The organism is Halobacteriovorax sp. JY17, from assembly GCF_002753895.1.
Classification (GTDB): Bacteria; Bdellovibrionota; Bacteriovoracia; order Bacteriovoracales; family Bacteriovoracaceae; genus Halobacteriovorax.
Genome location: NZ_NJER01000003.1, coordinates 91,616 through 108,527, shown reverse-complemented (window position 1 = coordinate 108,527; position 16,912 = coordinate 91,616). Strand labels below are relative to the sequence as shown.

The window sequence follows — 16,912 nt, the reverse complement described above, 5'->3', positions numbered from 1 at the left end:
CTAAATTCCTCTAAGTATTCATTTATGCGACCCATTTTTCCCCTGTCAGAATTTTGTGGGGAAAAAATAGCCTATTGGAAAAATTTTCCTTTAAAAAATTTCAAAAAAAGGTAGAATAGATTTGTGCGATGGAGTTCGGTGTTTAGGATGAACATTTAATTTAGCCAATCGCGGTAGCATTAACTTGAAACAGGAAGTTTCTATTACTATGCAGCCTATCAAGCTCAAAACTTTGACACTTTTAACCTTCTTTACATTATTAAATGTAAGAGCGGGAATTATTGTCCAAGAAAAAGGTTCAACACATCTTAGGTGGAATATTTTCGCGCCAAAAGATCTCGTTCAAATACAGAAGAATAAAGACACAGTTCAATTTAAAACTTTAAACACAGAGCTCTACATCAAATTAGAACAAGCTATTAAAGAAATTGATCCAGATGGGAAGTACATCACTTCTATTAAGGCCGTAGGACCTTCTGAGATGAGTAATAGCTCTAAGATTGAGGTAAGTCTTAAGTCAGATGCAGTGGAGTTATTTAGCTTCTATAAAGATAGAGATAAGAAGTTAGTTGTAGATTTTTGGACAGAAGAAAGTAATGAGAGTAATCCAATTAGCAAAGCTGAGGCTCCAGCTAAAGTAGTAGCACCAAAAGTTGTTACTAAGAAAACGTCTACTGTTGCAAAACCTTCTAAAGAAGTAATTGTACAAAAGACTGTAAACCCTGAAGTAAATTCTCCTTACAGAGACTTTAGATATGGAGCATCTTTTATTTGGGACTATAGCCCACTTGCTCCAAAGTTAAAAAAGATCATTAATCTAGATAGCAAGACTCCGGAATACTTCTACAAGCTTAAGAATAGAGATGTTTCTAAGAGTGAAGCAGAAGCACACATGCAATTAACTATTAATCTCTTTAGAAAGAAGAAATGGGGATTAATGTATAAATCGATTAAACTATTTAATAAGAAGTACGGAGAAAGTACTGAGTTTGATACGAATGAATTTATGAAAGCGAATGCAATTCTAAGAGAGAATTTTTCTAAAGGTAATACAGAGCCAGTTAAGATGAGCATTAGTATGTTTGAAAATATTCTTCTAAAGTCTAAAAACTATGAACTTAGAAGTGGTATTTATAAGTATTTAATTCCTTATTATATTCAAGCAGATGATTATGTGAAGAGTTTAGAACTTACAAAGAAGTACTATGTAGACTCTAAAGAAAGTCATGATTACGAAGAATCAAACTTTGCAGCAGAGGGAATACTATATAACCTTGCAAAGCTAAAGCAAGTTGAGAAAGTTCAAGAATTACTTAAAGAAAAGACAATCCAAAAGATTCTTCCAAAACAAGTAATGTTAGCTTACGAATTGTATACATACCTAAGCCTTGAACAGTCGGAAGAAGTGATCAAGCTTTATGAGAAAAATGAAAAGAGCCTAGTAAAGCCAGTTCATCCAGTAATTTTATATAACGTTGCTGAGGCTTACTTTAGAAATTCTAATTATGCTAGAGCGGCTAAAATTTATGATGAGTTTTTAAAAGACTACTCATTTCATACAAAGAGTTCTGAAGCGAGAATTAGAATTGCTCAGTGCTGGGAAATTCAAGAGAAAAACTTTGAAGAATCGATTGAGCTTTATAAGAATGCAATCAATAGATCTCAAAATGTAGAAATTGGTTTTGAAGCAAGAATTAGGTATGTTGCTCTTAGAAATTTAAGAAAAAAGAGCGTTTCCGAAGCAGATAGAGAAGTTAAGGTCTTCTTAACTTCGGGACTTGAGAATGTAAGAGTAGAAAAAGATCTCAAGAAGCTTCTATGGCAAGTAAGGCTTAGAACTTTCATTGTTGAAAAGAAGTATGATGAGGCACTTGCTTATTTAAACGCTCTTCCTCTAAAGTCTATGGTTCCAACTGATAGAAGAGTATTCGAGAGTGACGGAGCAGAAGTTGTATACGGTGTTATTGAAACTTCATTTAATGAAGGACAGTATGCAAATGTAATAAAGGCATGGGAAATTTATAAAGATCAGTATGTAGATAAAGTTGCAAATGATCCTCAAATGAATTTTCTAGTAGCAAATGCTTATATCAGACTTGGCCTAATTGATGGATTTGATGAACTTTATGAGAAGTTTTCAAAAGCAGAGTTTGAAGTTTCTAAGACATTTCCAATCTGGGTTGAGAGAACAAATCATGCTAATACGAAATCACTTCTAGCAGAGCTTCAAATTATTAGAAACTTAAAGTTGAAGAACTGGGACGTTGTAAAAAAAGAAATTGCTAGCTTAAAGAAGGCTAAAACAAATATTGATAAGCTTGATTATTATCAGGGACTTCTCGCTTACCATACTGGTGATTGGAAAGAAGGATCAAGAGCATTTGAAAGATTTCTTTCAAGTGGAAGAGATGAGTCAATAACAGATCCTAAAGAAGTTGCTGAACTTGTAAAAGCTTATACAGACTGTCTTTATGAAATAGGCGATACAAAGAAGTATCAAAAAGTTGCAAACGCATTACTTTCAGATACAAGAAGATTAAAGAATAAGAATGAATATATGGATTCAGTAAGAGAGAAAGTTTCTTACTTAAATATTGAATTACTTGCAGGTGATGAAACAGACGCAAGTTTTCTAGTAATGGAATCAAAAATAAAGAATTTTAAGAAAGAGTTTAGCAAGTCAATTTACTCAGGAAGAATAAATTACTTATTAGGTCTCTCTCTTTTAAATAATAAGAAGGATGATGAAGGTAAGAAAATTCTTGAAGCTCTTATTTCAAATGATGGAGTAGATGAGCATATCAAGAATTTGGCTCGAAGTGAGCTTAGTATGCTTAAAATTAAGAATAAAACTTTATAATTTTCGATCCAAGGAATGGATCATCATTGACAGGAGGTCAAATGGAATCAGTTAGAGTTGAGCTTTTCGGTAAAGATCCTAAAGTTACGAAGGCCATTTCGGTAGCTAGGAATATTTCTGTAACAAAAGCGCCTGTACTTGTTGTAGGGGAAACTGGAGTAGGAAAAAGAGCGCTAAGTCGTTATATCCACGAAAATTCAACTAGAGCTAATAACTCGTACATCTGTGTAGATTGTTCTGCAGATGATCAAACAGTTGAAAACCAAATCCTTGGTCATAGAGAAGATGAGACTGGACGATTTGTAAAAGGAGCTCTTGAAGCAGCAAATGGTGGATCAGTAGTATTCGCTAATATTGACTGTCTTGAAGATGAATTCCAAAAGAGACTTCACAAAATTTTAAATGAATTAGAAGACTACGATATCGACGTAAGAATTCTTGCAACTACTACTAAGAATCTTTCTAAGTTAGTAGGTTCTGGAAGATTCTACAGAGGTCTTTATACTTTCATTTCTTCAAACGCAATTTCTCTTACTCCTCTTAGAGAAAGAGTTACCGACCTTGAAGAAATCGCAAGACACTTTGTTCAAGAGTTTTCAGAAGATTCTGTTTCAGTTGATAGCTCTGCAATGGACAAGATCCTAGGACATTACTGGACTCATAATGTAAATGAACTTAGAACGGTTCTTGAAAACGCTCTTGAAAATAATTCAACAGGTGTTCTTACTGAAGCAGATCTAGAGATCGGTGAGAAGAAAGCTGTAAGCATGATGAGTGATGATGACTCTGATGGAATCAGATTGATGTCACTTAAAGAAGCTGAAAAATTATTAATCAAAAAAGCTCTTATTCATACAAGTGAAAATAGAACTCAAGCTGCAAAGATTCTTGGAGTATCTATTAGAACACTAAGAAATAAGATTAACGAATACAGAAATAATGGTTCAGCATACTTTGTTAACTTAAGATAGTTTAAGGAGTTGTAATGGATGTAAACGATAAAACACTTAAAGCATTAGCGTCATCACTGAATTTCAGACAGATGAGACAGGAGATAATAACTTCTAATATCGCAAATGCTGAGACACCAGGATACAAATCAAAGCGTGTAGACTTTGAAGCGGCCTTGGCAAGAGCTTTAGACGTAGACGACCAACAACAACTCAATACTGAAGACTCCCGTCACTTCGATGTTGGAAATGGTGGATTTGATAATTTACAACCAGAAATCTATGAAGATCCAAATGGTGTTGTAAGTGATGATGGGAATACAGTTGATAGAGACGCGGAATTAGCACGAATGGCAGAGAATAAAATCTTATACGATGCAACTGTGCAATTAATTAACAAAAAACTTGGACTCATGAAGTACGCTGTAGGTTCAAGCAATTAAGGAGAATAAATGGATTTATTAACATCATTAAAAATAAGTTCTTCAGGCCTTGCTGCTAATAAAAAGCGAATGGCCTCTATTTCTTCTAATATTGCGAATGCGCAAACAACGAGAACGGCTGAAGGTGGCCCTTATAGACGTAAAGAAGTTGTTTTCGGTTCAGAGCCTGCGAGAGAAACCTTTTCTGAAATACTAGAAGGCGAACTTGATGAGAAAGCACAAACCGTTCAAGCTACAGAGGTGATTAGTACTAACAGACCTCCTATCTTAAAGTATGAGCCAAATCACCCTGATGCTAATGATCAAGGTTATGTTGCTTATCCAGATATTAATGTAATGGAAGAAATGGCAAATATGATATCGGCTTCAAGAGCTTATGAAGCCAATATCAATGCTATGAATACTACTAAGAATATGGCCATGAAGGCTTTAGAACTTGGTAGAAACTAAGAGGGAGTAGATTATGCCAATTGAAACAGTAGGATCTATGAAAAGTATTTTAAATGATTACAGTTCAAAAGACTGGACTAAAAGTGCTGAATTAGATGGGGCAAAATCTATTAACTTTAATGAACTTTCAATAGGTGATATTGAAAGTCCTAGTAGTAAGCAGAGTTTTGGTGAAATGTTATCAAACTCTATTGCACAAGTTAACGGTCTTCAAACGGAGGCCAATAAGGCAATGCAAAAGCTTTCTTCTGGTGAAACTAAGAATTTACCAGAAGTTATGATGTCAGTAGAGAAAGCTGATATCGCCTTTAGAACTATGAATCAGATTAGAACTAAAGTAATTGATGCGTATAAAGAAGTTATGAGAATGCAAATATAATAGTTGGGGGCAACTAAAGCTAGAACAGGATGTACTAGCTTAATTTTTCAGGAGGATTCCTTTGCAAGATTTTTTAGAGAAGATCACACGGAATTTCACAGAGTTTTTTAATTCATTAGATTTGAATAAGAAAATTGGACTAGTTTCTATTGCTGCTTTTATTGTGGCGTGTTTTGTAGGAATCGTCATCTGGGCTTCAAAGACCAGAATGGATATCCTTTATACAGAACTGAATAGAGAAGATTCAAAGAAAATAGCTGTTCTTTTAGAAGAGAAGAAAATTCCATATGAAATGTCTAATGATGGGAAAACGATCAGTATTCCAGAAGAGCTTATTAATAAGTGGAGGCTTGAGATTGCGACACTTGGAGTAAACTTCTCTGGAACTGTCGGATATGAAGTTTTTGATAAGCAATCATTTGGGACAACAAGTTTTGTTCAAAAGGTTAATAAGCAAAGAGCATTAGAGGGCGAGCTTATTAAGACGATTAAGTATATTAGAGGTGTAAAAAGAGCGAGAGTTCACCTTTCAATTCCTGAATCAAGTCCATTTGTTTCTGAAAAGAAAGCTCCTACTGCGTCAGTTGTCGTTGACTTGGAGAGAGGCGTAACACTGACTCCTGATGAAATTAAAGGTATCGCTTCTCTTGTATCAAGTTCTATTGATGGAATGAGAAATGAAAACGTTGTGATCTTAGACGATAGAGGAAAGAAGCTTTCAGAGAATATTGGTGATCCAATGACTGCCTATACTGCAAATAGAATGGCTCTAGAAGGTAAAGTAAATAGAAAGTACGAAAAACAAATTGAAGATATCCTTTCTAAAGTTGTTGGAGCTGGAAAAGTTATTGCTAAAGTTACAGTAAACTTAGATTTTACAGAAAGTGTTTCAACAAAAACAGAATTTGATGGTGAGAATAAGGCAGTGCTTTCAGAAGTGTCAAATACTCAAAAGCTGAATGGATCTAGGCCTTCTCCGCAGGGGATCCCTGGAGCTAGATCAAATCTTCCTGGAGAGCAACCTCAACCAGGTATTCCAGAGACTAGAAATAATGTTGATAAGGCCCTTGCTACAAGAAATTACAATGTTCCTTCAAAAGTAACAAAGTCTAAGAATCCGACTGCGGGAATAAGAAAAATTAGTGCCGCTGTTATGATTGATGGAAGAAGAGTTCAAGTAAAAGATGCAACAGGTGCAATGACTACTCAGTACGAAAGATGGTCAGAAGCAGATCTTGCAAATTTTTCGGCCATTGTTTCATCAACTCTAGGGATTGATGGGAAGCGTGGGGATCAAATTGTAATTAAGAATATGGAGTTTGCTCAAGAAGATATGGCCTCAATTGAAGCTATGATGAGAGAAAAAGAAAATAGAGAGCTTATTAAAAATATTGTTAAGTACTTAACTGTAGGTTTAGCGATAACACTCTTCTTCTTCTTAGTTGTGAGACCATTTATTCAATGGGTTACTGACAATACAGTTGAAACTGTTGAAGACTTTCTACCAAAAACTCTTGAGGAGTTAGAGAAAGTTCAAGCAAATCAAAGACTACCAGGTTTAGAGGATGCTCTTCCACAAATTGAAGAGAAGCTCAATCCTGAGAAAATTGAAGGAAATATGCTACGTGAGAAAATTATATCTCTAGTAGAAGGAAACCCAAGTAAAGCAGCACAAGTGATACATGAAATAATTCATGCACAAGAATCAGATAAGCAGATAGCATAAATAGAGAGATAGGGAAAAGCGATGGCAGAACAAGGTTTAGAACCAGATATTGAATACTCATTATTGTCAGGGCAAGATAAGGCCGCAATACTTTTGAGTTCTCTTGGAGTTCAAACAACCCAATTAATATTTTCTTATATGCGTGATAATGACGTAAAGAGAATGATTAATGCTATGTCATCAATTAATAAAGCACCTATCTGGATGATCAAAAGAGTACTTGAAGAATTCTATTCTCACTTAAATGAAGATAATGACCTTCTCTTCTCTGAAAACCGTGGGCGTGACTTTATTATCAATGCTCTTGGTGAAGATAGAGCTAAGCAACTACTCGGACAGATTGTTGACGTTGGAACTTCTAATACTCTTGAGTCGTTAGAGCTTGTGGATACTAGAACACTTGCTAACTTCTTAATTAATGAGCATCCTCAGACAATTGCCTTAATTATAGCTCACTTAAACGCTGAGAGAAAAGTAGATGTTCTTAGAAGACTCCCTGAAGGACTCCAAGCGGAAGTTGTTCTTAGAGTGTCAAATCTAGATTATGTTTCACCAGAACTTATCGCTCAACTTGATGATGTTCTTAAGACAGAACTTTCAACTCTTGGATCAATTGATACTAACCAACTTGGTGGTGTTGAACCAATCGCTGATATGCTTAACCTTATGGATAAGAACTCTGAAAAGAATATTATGGGAAGAGTTGAGGAGAAAGATCCAGAGCTTGCAGAAGAAATTAGAAAACTTATGTTTGTATTTGAAGATCTTGTTTATGTTGATGATAGAGGTATTCAGTCACTTCTTAAAGAAGTTGATCAGCAGAAGCTTGTTATTGCTCTTAAAACAGCACCTGAAGAAATTAGAGCAAAGCTCTTTAAGAATATGTCTAATAGGGCAGCAGGACTTCTGCAGGAAGACTTGGATGCGCTTGGGCCAACTAAACTTTCAGATGTTGAGAAAGCACAATCTGAAATTGTTCAAAAATGTAAAGAACTTGAGTCTCAAGGTAAGGCCTTCATTTCTAGAGGTGGAGACGGAGATGCTCTTGTTTAATAAAATTGCCGCTTAGGAGATTGAATGTCTAACGATAAGAATAATTCATTTGGTGAAGTTACAGATTATGAGTTTCAATCATTTTCTTCTACATCAATTGTATCGGGCGATGTGACAAACTTTGAGTTTTCAGAAATTGGAACATTTGATGCATCAAAAGAACAGAAGCACCAAGAAATTATAAAAATTGAAAGAACTCATGCAGAGAAGAGTGAATTTAAAATTGCTCCAATTGTTAGAGAGCATAGAGGAATCACAAAGCAAGTCATTAAAGAAAGAGAACTTAAAATAGAGCAAGAAGTAGAGAGAAGAGTTCAAGAAATAAGGCAAGAAGCTTATAATGCTGGTTTTAATGAAGGTGTTAATAACGGACGAGAAGAAGTATTTACTCAAAATAGAGTTTCCTCTGAGGAAAAACTTCAAAATTTAACGAATATGATCGTGGAAGTCCTAGGTACTCGATCCGATCTACTTATTAATCAAAAGAAGCAAGTTTACTCTCTTGTGAGAATGCTTACAAAGTGGGTAATCCTTAGAGAATTAAAGGACGATGGTCAATATATTGAAAATCTCCTTGAAAAACTAATTGTTGAGATGCAAACAAAATCCAACCTCCTAGTTCATGTAGACGAGAAATCTTTTGAACAAATGCCTGAGGTTTTAAAAGTCGTACAGGAAAAAGTCGGAGAGCTATCAAATATAAGAATTGAAATTGACTATGATATTGATGGACCAGGAATTGTTCTTGAATGTGACAAGGGAATTCTCAATGGAACAATTACTGAGCAAATGAAGAGTTTAGATAAATTATTTGAAACGGTTGGTTTATCTCAAGAAAACCCTATTGATATGGAAATATTAGAATCAGCAAGTGATTCTAATGAGGAAAATGGTAGTGACTCAGAGTAAAGATGGTGAATTAGATTTACTCGCAATTCATAAGGCTTATGAATACTCAACTCCTTATCAAAAAATTGGAAAAGTCTTTGCTAATAAAGGAATGCTTTTTGAAGTAAACCTATCCCGTGCCGTTATTGGAAGTAATGTAGAGTTTGTTACTGAATACGGAGAAAGATGTCTAGGAGAAGTCGTCGCAATTAATGGACATAAGTGTATGGCGATGCCTTATGATGAAATTTCAGGTATCAATTCAGAAACAAAAGTTTATTTAAAAGACTTAACAACAACAATTAAACTATCAAAGAATATGCTAGGAAGAGTTATAGACTTCCAAGGCAACCCAATTGATGGGAAAGGTCCTATCGCAGATATTGAGGAATCGAGATCAATATATGGGACGGCCCTAAATCCTCTTGATAGACCACCAATTAAAGAGCCTCTAGATGTTGGGGTTCACGCTGTAAATTGCTTTATGACGGCAGGGAAGGGGCAAAGATTGGCCATTATGGCAGGTTCCGGTGTTGGTAAGTCCGTCACTCTTGGCATGATTGCTCAAAATTCTAGTGCAGATGTAAATGTTATTGCGCTGATAGGAGAAAGGGGAAGGGAAGTACTTGAATTTATCGAGTCTGACCTTGGTCCTGAAGGGGTTAAAAAATCTGTAGTTATTGTAGCGACTTCTGACACTTCTCCGCTTATTAGAATGAAGGCCGCTTATGTGGCCACAACTATTTCAGAATTTTTCAGAGATGATAATAATGATGTTCTCTTGATGATGGATTCAATTACTCGTTTTGCTATGGCCAATAGAGAGATATCTCTAAGCGCTGGAGAACCTCCAGGACAGAAAGGTTATACACCTTCTGTTTTTGCTCAACTTCCAAAGCTAATGGAAAGAGCTGGTACAAAAGCTAACTCTGGAACCATCACTGGAATCTATACTGTTCTTGTTGAAGGTGGTGATATGGATGAGCCAATTGCCGATGCCGTTAGAGCAATTGCAGATGGTCACATCATTTTAAGCCGCGAGCTTGCTTCGAGAAATCAATTTCCAGCAATTGATGTACTTCAATCTCTGTCCAGAGTTATGAATAAAGTAACTACTAATGAGCATAAAATTGTAGCTTCTCATTTGCGCGATCTTCTTTCAGCTTATAAAGAAAATGAAGATTTAATAAATGTTGGCGCTTATGCTAGAGGGTCTAATCCTAAAGTAGATAAGGCCCTCGTAATCTATGATGATTTAATGGGCTTGCTAAAGCAATTTCAAGGAATGAGTGAATTCCTAACAATAGAAGAACTCTACGATCAAATGGTAGAGTTAGCAAGGAAAGCGGAGAATGCATTAAACCCTCCAGGTGAGGAGTAATTATGCAAAAGTTTAAGTTTAAGCTGGACGGACTATTGAAAGTTAGAGAATTCAAAGAGAAGAGACTTAAAGTCGAACTTGGAGAAATTTTAACTCAAATTCAAAATGTTAAAGATGATATTAAAAGACTTAATGAAAATATTGTAGAGACATATGAAGCTCAGGAAACTTTCTTAGCTGATCCTACAAGCGGTGATATGGTAAAATTCTTTCCACGTTTTATTAAAACAAAGAAAGCAGATATTCAAAATAAAGAGAATCTCCTATACGCTCTACAGAAGAAATTTGATCAAAAACAAGTTGAGCTTGGTACAGCAAGAGGTGAAGTTAAAGTCATCGAAAATTTGAAGGAAAAAAAGTCTACTGAACATAAGAAGAAAGTAGAGAAGAAGTTTCAAGAAAATATTGATGAGTTAGTTCAAATCAGAAGACTATTAAAGGAGACAAAGTCATGAAAGTTATTTGTGGTTTGTTATTAATTATATTTATTCAAAACTCTTACGCGCAAGAGAAGAAAATTGAGTCTGATAAACTTGTCTTTACTAAAGAAGAATTTAGAAAAGCAGTTATGGACGAAATGGAAAAGAAGATGCGTAAAATCGGACGTTCTAAAATGACTGAATTTTCAAATCAGCTTTTAAAAAAAGAAGGTGAACTTGAAAAGAGAGAGTTAGAACTTCAAAAAGAACGTCAGAGCTTAGAGATTAATGAGAAATCCTTTGTAAAAAGAGTAAAGTCTTTTAATGAGAGACAGGAAAAATTTATTTCATGCTTAGATGATGTGGACACGAAAGAGACAAAGAGGATTGATCATATGGTTGATGTTGTCTCTGGTATGAGGCCACAAAATGCAGCAGATGTTCTTTCAGTACAAGATACTGCACTTTCTGTACAAATTTTAGGAAAGCTTGAAGCTGCTAAGGTATCGAAAATATTCAATTTGATGGATAAGGAAGTTTCTGCCCGGCTTCAAAAACAATACCTAACTATGAAAAGATAGGTATGTTGCGCGTAGTGCCAATTTTTAATGAAAAGGAAATATAAAAGAAATGCAATTTAACTCAAACTTAATACAATCAATTTTAGGACAAACGCAGGGAGCGAAAGCTACTACTGCTGATGCTTCTAATGCGCTTGTTACGCCAAATCAGGGCGGAGTCACTGAGGTTTCAAATGAATTTCTTTCTTTATTAAATGAAACAAAGGCGCTTGCGAACTCTGGTGTAACACCTGAAGAGTTTATTGAAACTCTTGATACGCAAGATCTTGGCCTAAGTGGTGGAGAGAAAAAAGCCCTAGCAAAGTCTTTCATTGAAGCTTTTGATGGAGAGCTTGCTAAAGAAGTAACATCTCCTGAAGAGATGGTAAAAGAGACTTCTTCTGAAGGCATTCTAACCAAACTTGGTGGACAAGAGAAATCAGATCTTTCAAAAATTATTGGTAATGATAAGTTCTTAAAAAAGACGGAAGGCGTAACTCAATTAAACTCAAAAAATTTCCCAGAGCAAATTGGACAAAATACTTCTGAAACTGAAATTGTAGAAACAAAGATTGATCCAAAGATCACCAACGGGAAACTTATCTCTTTAAAGGAACATTCTTCTAATAAAGTAGCAGTAGGTAATTTCCAAGCGTCAGAAGACTTTGTGGCAAATGCTAAAGTGATGAATGCTGATTCTAAAGAGATGGCAGAGCTTAATCAAAAGAAGTCATTCTTTCCAAATTCAAAGAATAAGGTTCTAGCTTTTAATAAAGAGCAGAATACAATTAACAATAATATTTTCTCGGGTAAAAATCCTTTTATTTCAGGTAATGAAGTTAAAGTTTCTAAGCTTCAAGGAGAGACAACTTCTTCTCTCGAGGGATTAAATAGTAATTCTCCAATGGAAGCGCTATCTCCAGTATTAATGCAAACAAATCAATCTCAGACTGGAAATCAGACTTCATTTGGTAATCAAGCAAATGTAAAAGTTCTAGATTTCTCTAATATTAATACGGCTAATTCTGAGCAATTAATTGATAAAATTTCAAATTACATCACAACTTCTAGATTAGAAAAACAAGAGCATGTTGAACTTATCGTTAAACATGATTCTCTTGGACATATAAAAGTTACAGCATCTAAGGGACAATTACCTGATCAAATCAATTTAGAAATTGTCGCTAATTCGGATAAAGGTCATCAATTCTTCAAGTCAAATGAAGTAGAAATGATTAAAAGTTTATCGAATTCTGGTGTAAAATTAAGTGATGTTAAAATCTCTATGGGGAGTGACTTTAATCTTCAATCCTCAGAAAAAGGTGAACGTCAGTTTAATCAAGGACAAGGAAGTCAACACTCTAGGCATGATGGTCAACAAGCTTCTTCAAATCACGATCAAGGTAGAAGAGATAGACGAGAGCAAATGTGGAATATGTATAGAGAAAGGTTAGGGGCATAATGGCCGAGATCGGAAGACCACAAGTGGCAAATCCATTCAATGGTATAGCACTTAAAAAATCTAGTAATAATAAAAGAAAACAAAATGTTGGTGATCAGCTAAATGATATGGCGGGAATTAGACCTGACCAAAAATTTGTTGATCCTAAAGAACATAATAAACTTGGTAAAGACGGTTTTATGAAATTGCTTTCTCACCAGCTTGCTAACCAGGATCCAATGAAACCAATGGATCAGAAACAATTTGCAGCAGACCTTGCTCAATTTTCACAACTAGAACAACTTACCAACATGAATACAAAAATGGATGGTATGCAAAAGAATGATACAACTGAAAGTAAATTTATGGCCGCAAGCTTTATTGGAAAAGAGGTCATGTCAAAAGGAACGTCGGTTAAGTACGATGGAGTAAGTAGAAGCACAACACTTCCGTTTCATTTAAATAAATCGGCCAAGAATATTTTAGTAAGAATTTATGATAGTAAGAACCAATTAATTTCTCAAATTGAAAAAGAATCAATGGGAGAAGGAAGTCAGTCTGTTAATTGGGATGGAATGCAATTAGACGGTGCTCCTGCAGTAAAAGGTGACTATAGAATTGATGTTACTGCTTATGATGAATCAATGAATAAGTTTAAAGGTGAAACAAAATCTACAGGACTAGTTACTGGTGTTCATTTTGAAAATGGTGAGGCAGTATTAGAATTAGATCGTGGAAAGAAAGTTTTTCTTAGAGATGTTGAAAGTTTTGCACTAGCAAAAGGTGCAAATAACGCACAGGTGAAAAATATTCCTGGCTTGAAGAAAAATGCTGCACAGGCTTATAATAATATAGAGTCGCAAGTCAACTAAGAGACAAAAATAAATGGCAAATACAAACGTTAACAATATTCTAATTCCAAATGTATCGAAGATACCTTCGGATAAGAAAGTTAACTTAGAAAATAAAATTGGACAGGGAAAAACTGGTGATGAGTTTAAGGCCCTGCTTCAAGATCAAGTTGATCAAACGCGAAAAGAGCATGGGATTCAACTCTCAACTCATGCTGCTAAGAGATTACAAGAAAGAAATTTATCAATGGATTCAGATGAGTTCTTCAAGTTGAAGGGCGCAATGGCGAAGTTAAAAGAAAAAGGTGGCCAAGATTCGTTAGTAATAACAGATAAGGCCGCTTATATTGTCGACGTTCCAAAGAATAGAATTGTTACGGCGATAGATAAAAATAATATTTTAGAAAACGTATTTACCAAGATTGATTCGACGGTAATCGTTTAAGTATTTTAAGATTGATGGCTGGTCCTTTCCGGAAGCCTTGTGTTTAGTCTGTAGTTACTAAACACCCTTCGAAAAATATTCTTATTTAATACAAGGTCTAGGAGGGACTTCATGGGAATTTTACGTTCATTTAACATTGGTGTAACTGGTTTAAACGCTGTTGGACAGGGTATGGGTGTTATTGGTGATAACATTGCCAACGCTGGTACTAATGGTTTCAAATCTTCAAGAGCAGAGTTTCAAGATGTGCTTGCAACTTCTCTAAAAGGTATTGATGGTGGTGATCAATTTGGTGCGGGTACAAAACTTGCTCACATTAAAACATTAATGACTCAAGGTGATGTTGCAAGAACTGATAATATTACTGACCTTGCTGTTAACGGTGATGGTTTCTTTAAAGTTAATGCTCCATTTGGAAAAGGTTTCACAAGAGATGGTTCATTTCACTTTAACAAAGAGGGTGAGCTTGTTAATACTGATGGATATCAAGTTGTTGGATTTGAAGCAGATGAAACAGGTAAGATAACTAATAAAGAAGCTCCAGTTAAACTTGGAAGTACGACAATTCCAGCTCAAGCTTCCGAAAAAGTAAACTTTAATTTAAACCTCGATTCAAGAGCAGAAATTAGAGAGTTTAACATTGCAGATCCTGATGCAACTTCTAACTTTTCAAATTCTGTAACAGTATATGATAATATAGGTACGGCTAGACTTGTCACTATGTACTACAATAAAACAGGTGACAATCAATGGACGTATAGAGCAGTAGTTGATGGGGCTGACGTTGAGGGTGGGGAGCCAGGTAAGTTTTCTGAAATGGCCCAAGGTAATATTATCTTCAATAATAAAGGACAGCTACAAGAAGAAGTTGAAGGAAGTAATTCATTTAACTTTAATAAAGGGGCTGCGCCAGATCAAAAAATTACATTCAACTTTGGTGATTCAATTGCTGAGGGTGGAGAAGGTCTTGGAGCGTCGACTCAGTATGGATCGTCTTCAGCTATCGCTAGGCACTCTCAGGATGGTTTCTCAGCGGCTACACTCGCTTCTATGTCATTCAATGATGCGGGTATTTTAACTGCTGTGTATGACAACGGCGAGTCTAGAGATATTTCTCAAATTGCAGTAGCAAAGTTTGAGAATAATGAAGGATTATTCAAAGTCGGTAAGAACCTTATGAAAGAATCTAGAAACTCTGGTGAAGCAGCAATGGGGAAACCTGGTGAGTCTGGACGAGGTGAAGTTCTTTCTAAGTCAATTGAACTTTCAAACGTGGATATTGCGAATGAATTTGTTGGATTGATGACGGCTCAGAGAAACTTCCAGGCGAATGCGAAGACGCTAACGACTGCAGATGAGATGTTACAACAGGTTCTTAATATCAAAAGATAATTAATTAATCTCTCCTAAAGATTATATAAGGGGCACTAGTTTTTCTAGTGCCCCTTTTTTATTTTAGAAGTTTGATAGAGTTTTTAAGGTCCCCATCTATTTCTACATCAACTTTTAGACCTAGAGTTTTTGCAAGAAGTGGGAAGAGATCGATATTGTTAATGGTTTCTTGCTCAAATGAATTTTTAAAGAGTGGCCCCTTTGCATAAAGGATTGCATGCATGTCCATTCCATCAAATTGCGACCAACCATGATTTCCTTTAGGAAGATGACCTTTAGATAGGCCGATGGACCAATCTTTATTTGCTATACATGCGAAATCACCAATTCTGTCACTTCCTCTAAAGTTTAGTTTCTTTGGAGTTTTGTTTTTAGAGTAACATTTAAAGTGTTCTGCTTTTTCGTTAATTCTTTCAAGCAGAGAGGAAGGACTAATTTGAGGTTGGTCATTCTTGTAGAATTGAACAAGTGGACCACTCCCCACAACTTTGTAGCTTAATTCAATTTCTTCTTTAAGTTCATTATCGGCAATGATCTCAAATTTAGCTGGATCTACTTTGGCCATTCCATGATCGGATACAATTATAATATTAATTGGTAATTTTAACTTCTCTAATTCATTACTTAGTTTTTCAATCGATTGATCTACTTTCTCGATTGCAAGTTTTACTTCTTTTGAATCTGGCCCGTATTTATGGCCGGCACTATCTACGTCTGAGAAATATAATGTGGCAAGATGTGGCCTCTTCTTTGGTGGAAGTTTAAACCATTCTAAAATAGTATTTATTCTCTCATCATGTGGGGTGTCGTGTTTGTAAGTTAGATAGTAACTCGGAAGAACTCCATCTATTTTAGCTTCAGAGCCTGGCCAGAAATATGTAGCAGAGAGGAGGCTTTGTTCTTCGGCCAAAACCCAAATTGGTTTTGCAGTATAAAATCTAGGGTCAGTAACCGCTTTCTTATTTTTTAAAGAATAGTCCTCGCGCATTGTTGGAGCATAGAAGCTATTTCCAACAATTCCATGTTTCATTGGATATCTACCTGTCGCAAGAGACAGGTGATTGGGGAAAGTCTTAGTTGGAAAAGATGGTCTTAGGCTTTTGACTGAAGCACCGGTCTTTTTAAAATGGGAGAGAAACTTTGGTTGATACTTTTTGGTATAGTCCCATCTGTAGCCATCAAGTGAGATTAAAAGAATGTATGGCTTAGCTTCTTGAAGTTTACTATTCTCTCTATTTTCAGTGATATGATAAGGCTTGTTGGTTGAGCATGATGCTAGAAAAGTAAGAATCGCTATATAAACAATATATTTCATAATTCATCCTAGTTGAATTGATAATTAAATTTATTATGAAGATAAAATTTTAAAATTGAAAGAGCACTTAGGACAATAAAAAGGGATAGCTGAACTATCCCTCATTATATTTTATTCGCCGTCGGCACCTATGGCCTCAACTGGACATGCTTCAAGGGCCGAGATACACATCTCTAGCTCTTCATCATTACTTGGTTGTTTTTTTACAAACGCGTGACCATCGTCATCGTTCATTTCAAAAAAGTCTTCAGCTTCCATAATACAGGCATCACAGGCAATACATTGGTCATCAACATAGAACTTTCCGTTTACGTTTAAATCCCATTTTGCTGATTTGTCTGCCATTACTTCTCCTAATA

17 protein-coding genes are annotated in these 16,912 nt (G+C 35.5%); 15 read left to right on the top strand and 2 right to left on the bottom strand.

The genetic code is table 11. The features are described 5' to 3' along the window. Nucleotides 1-232 precede the first annotated feature (232 nt). The 15 genes from CES88_RS12875 to CES88_RS12805 all read left to right on the top strand — a co-directional run bounded on the left by CES88_RS12875 (nucleotide 233) and on the right by CES88_RS12805 (nucleotide 15,238). Entirely contained in the window at nucleotides 233-2,860 is a 2,628-nt protein-coding gene (locus tag CES88_RS12875) for a tetratricopeptide repeat protein (RefSeq protein ID WP_290735009.1), read from the top strand. Between the two features lie 41 nt (nucleotides 2,861-2,901). Then, nucleotides 2,902-3,831 carry a sigma 54-interacting transcriptional regulator gene (locus CES88_RS12870; RefSeq protein ID WP_290735006.1) on the top strand — a complete coding sequence of 310 codons (930 nt, stop codon included), beginning with the start codon at nucleotides 2,902-2,904 and terminating at the stop codon, nucleotides 3,829-3,831. Nucleotides 3,832-3,845: 14 nt separating this feature from the next. After that, nucleotides 3,846-4,253 carry a flagellar basal body rod protein FlgB gene (flgB, locus tag CES88_RS12865; protein WP_290735003.1) on the top strand — a complete coding sequence of 136 codons (408 nt, stop codon included), beginning with the start codon at nucleotides 3,846-3,848 and terminating at the stop codon, nucleotides 4,251-4,253. Between the two features lie 9 nt (nucleotides 4,254-4,262). After that, nucleotides 4,263-4,703 carry a flagellar basal body rod protein FlgC gene (gene flgC / locus CES88_RS12860; RefSeq protein WP_290735000.1) on the top strand — a complete coding sequence of 147 codons (441 nt, stop codon included), beginning with the start codon at nucleotides 4,263-4,265 and terminating at the stop codon, nucleotides 4,701-4,703. Nucleotides 4,704-4,716: 13 nt separating this feature from the next. Next, nucleotides 4,717-5,082, top strand: a complete 366-nt coding sequence (fliE, locus tag CES88_RS12855; RefSeq protein WP_290734996.1) for a flagellar hook-basal body complex protein FliE — start codon at nucleotides 4,717-4,719, stop codon at nucleotides 5,080-5,082. 61 nt (nucleotides 5,083-5,143) lie between these two features. After that, on the top strand, nucleotides 5,144-6,808 hold the full coding sequence (fliF, locus tag CES88_RS12850; protein WP_290734994.1) for a flagellar basal-body MS-ring/collar protein FliF: 1,665 nt from the start codon (nucleotides 5,144-5,146) through the stop codon (nucleotides 6,806-6,808). Nucleotides 6,809-6,829: 21 nt separating this feature from the next. After that, nucleotides 6,830-7,861 carry a flagellar motor switch protein FliG gene (gene fliG / locus CES88_RS12845; RefSeq protein ID WP_290734992.1) on the top strand — a complete coding sequence of 344 codons (1,032 nt, stop codon included), beginning with the start codon at nucleotides 6,830-6,832 and terminating at the stop codon, nucleotides 7,859-7,861. 24 nt (nucleotides 7,862-7,885) lie between these two features. Then, nucleotides 7,886-8,770 carry a FliH/SctL family protein gene (locus CES88_RS12840; RefSeq protein WP_290734990.1) on the top strand — a complete coding sequence of 295 codons (885 nt, stop codon included), beginning with the start codon at nucleotides 7,886-7,888 and terminating at the stop codon, nucleotides 8,768-8,770. Beyond that, nucleotides 8,757-10,130, top strand: a complete 1,374-nt coding sequence (locus CES88_RS12835; protein WP_290734988.1) for a FliI/YscN family ATPase — start codon at nucleotides 8,757-8,759, stop codon at nucleotides 10,128-10,130. Before CES88_RS12840 ends, CES88_RS12835 begins: the two co-directional genes overlap by 14 nt. Nucleotides 10,131-10,132: 2 nt before the next feature. Continuing rightward, nucleotides 10,133-10,585 (top strand): flagellar export protein FliJ, encoded by a 453-nt coding sequence (gene fliJ, locus CES88_RS12830; protein WP_290734986.1) that lies wholly within the window; start codon nucleotides 10,133-10,135, stop codon nucleotides 10,583-10,585. Then, nucleotides 10,582-11,130 carry a hypothetical protein gene (locus CES88_RS12825; RefSeq protein ID WP_290734984.1) on the top strand — a complete coding sequence of 183 codons (549 nt, stop codon included), beginning with the start codon at nucleotides 10,582-10,584 and terminating at the stop codon, nucleotides 11,128-11,130. The genes fliJ and CES88_RS12825 overlap by 4 nt, the downstream gene beginning before the upstream one ends. A gap of 49 nt (nucleotides 11,131-11,179) precedes the next feature. After that, the gene (locus tag CES88_RS12820) at nucleotides 11,180-12,571 is read left to right on the top strand and encodes a hypothetical protein (protein WP_290734982.1); all 1,392 of its coding nucleotides are present in this window, start codon (nucleotides 11,180-11,182) and stop codon (nucleotides 12,569-12,571) included. Continuing rightward, nucleotides 12,571-13,422 (top strand): flagellar hook assembly protein FlgD, encoded by an 852-nt coding sequence (locus tag CES88_RS12815; protein WP_290734980.1) that lies wholly within the window; start codon nucleotides 12,571-12,573, stop codon nucleotides 13,420-13,422. Before CES88_RS12820 ends, CES88_RS12815 begins: the two co-directional genes overlap by 1 nt. Before the next feature lie 13 nt (nucleotides 13,423-13,435). Then, complete coding sequence (locus CES88_RS12810; RefSeq protein WP_290734978.1) at nucleotides 13,436-13,846, top strand: TIGR02530 family flagellar biosynthesis protein; 411 nt, start codon at nucleotides 13,436-13,438, stop codon at nucleotides 13,844-13,846. Between the two features lie 111 nt (nucleotides 13,847-13,957). Next, nucleotides 13,958-15,238: a flagellar hook protein FlgE gene (locus CES88_RS12805; protein ID WP_290734976.1), complete on the top strand. Its 1,281-nt coding sequence runs from the start codon at nucleotides 13,958-13,960 to the stop codon at nucleotides 15,236-15,238. Nucleotides 15,239-15,296: 58 nt separating this feature from the next. Here the strand turns inward: CES88_RS12805 and CES88_RS12800 are convergent, their stop codons facing one another. Together CES88_RS12800 and CES88_RS12795 are read right to left on the bottom strand one after the other, a co-directional pair. Beyond that, on the bottom strand, nucleotides 15,297-16,553 hold the full coding sequence (locus CES88_RS12800) for an ectonucleotide pyrophosphatase/phosphodiesterase (protein WP_290734974.1): 1,257 nt from the start codon (nucleotides 16,551-16,553) through the stop codon (nucleotides 15,297-15,299). A 111-nt stretch (nucleotides 16,554-16,664) separates the two neighbouring features. Continuing rightward, the gene (locus tag CES88_RS12795; protein WP_290734972.1) at nucleotides 16,665-16,898 is read right to left on the bottom strand and encodes a ferredoxin; all 234 of its coding nucleotides are present in this window, start codon (nucleotides 16,896-16,898) and stop codon (nucleotides 16,665-16,667) included. Nucleotides 16,899-16,912 lie beyond the last annotated feature (14 nt).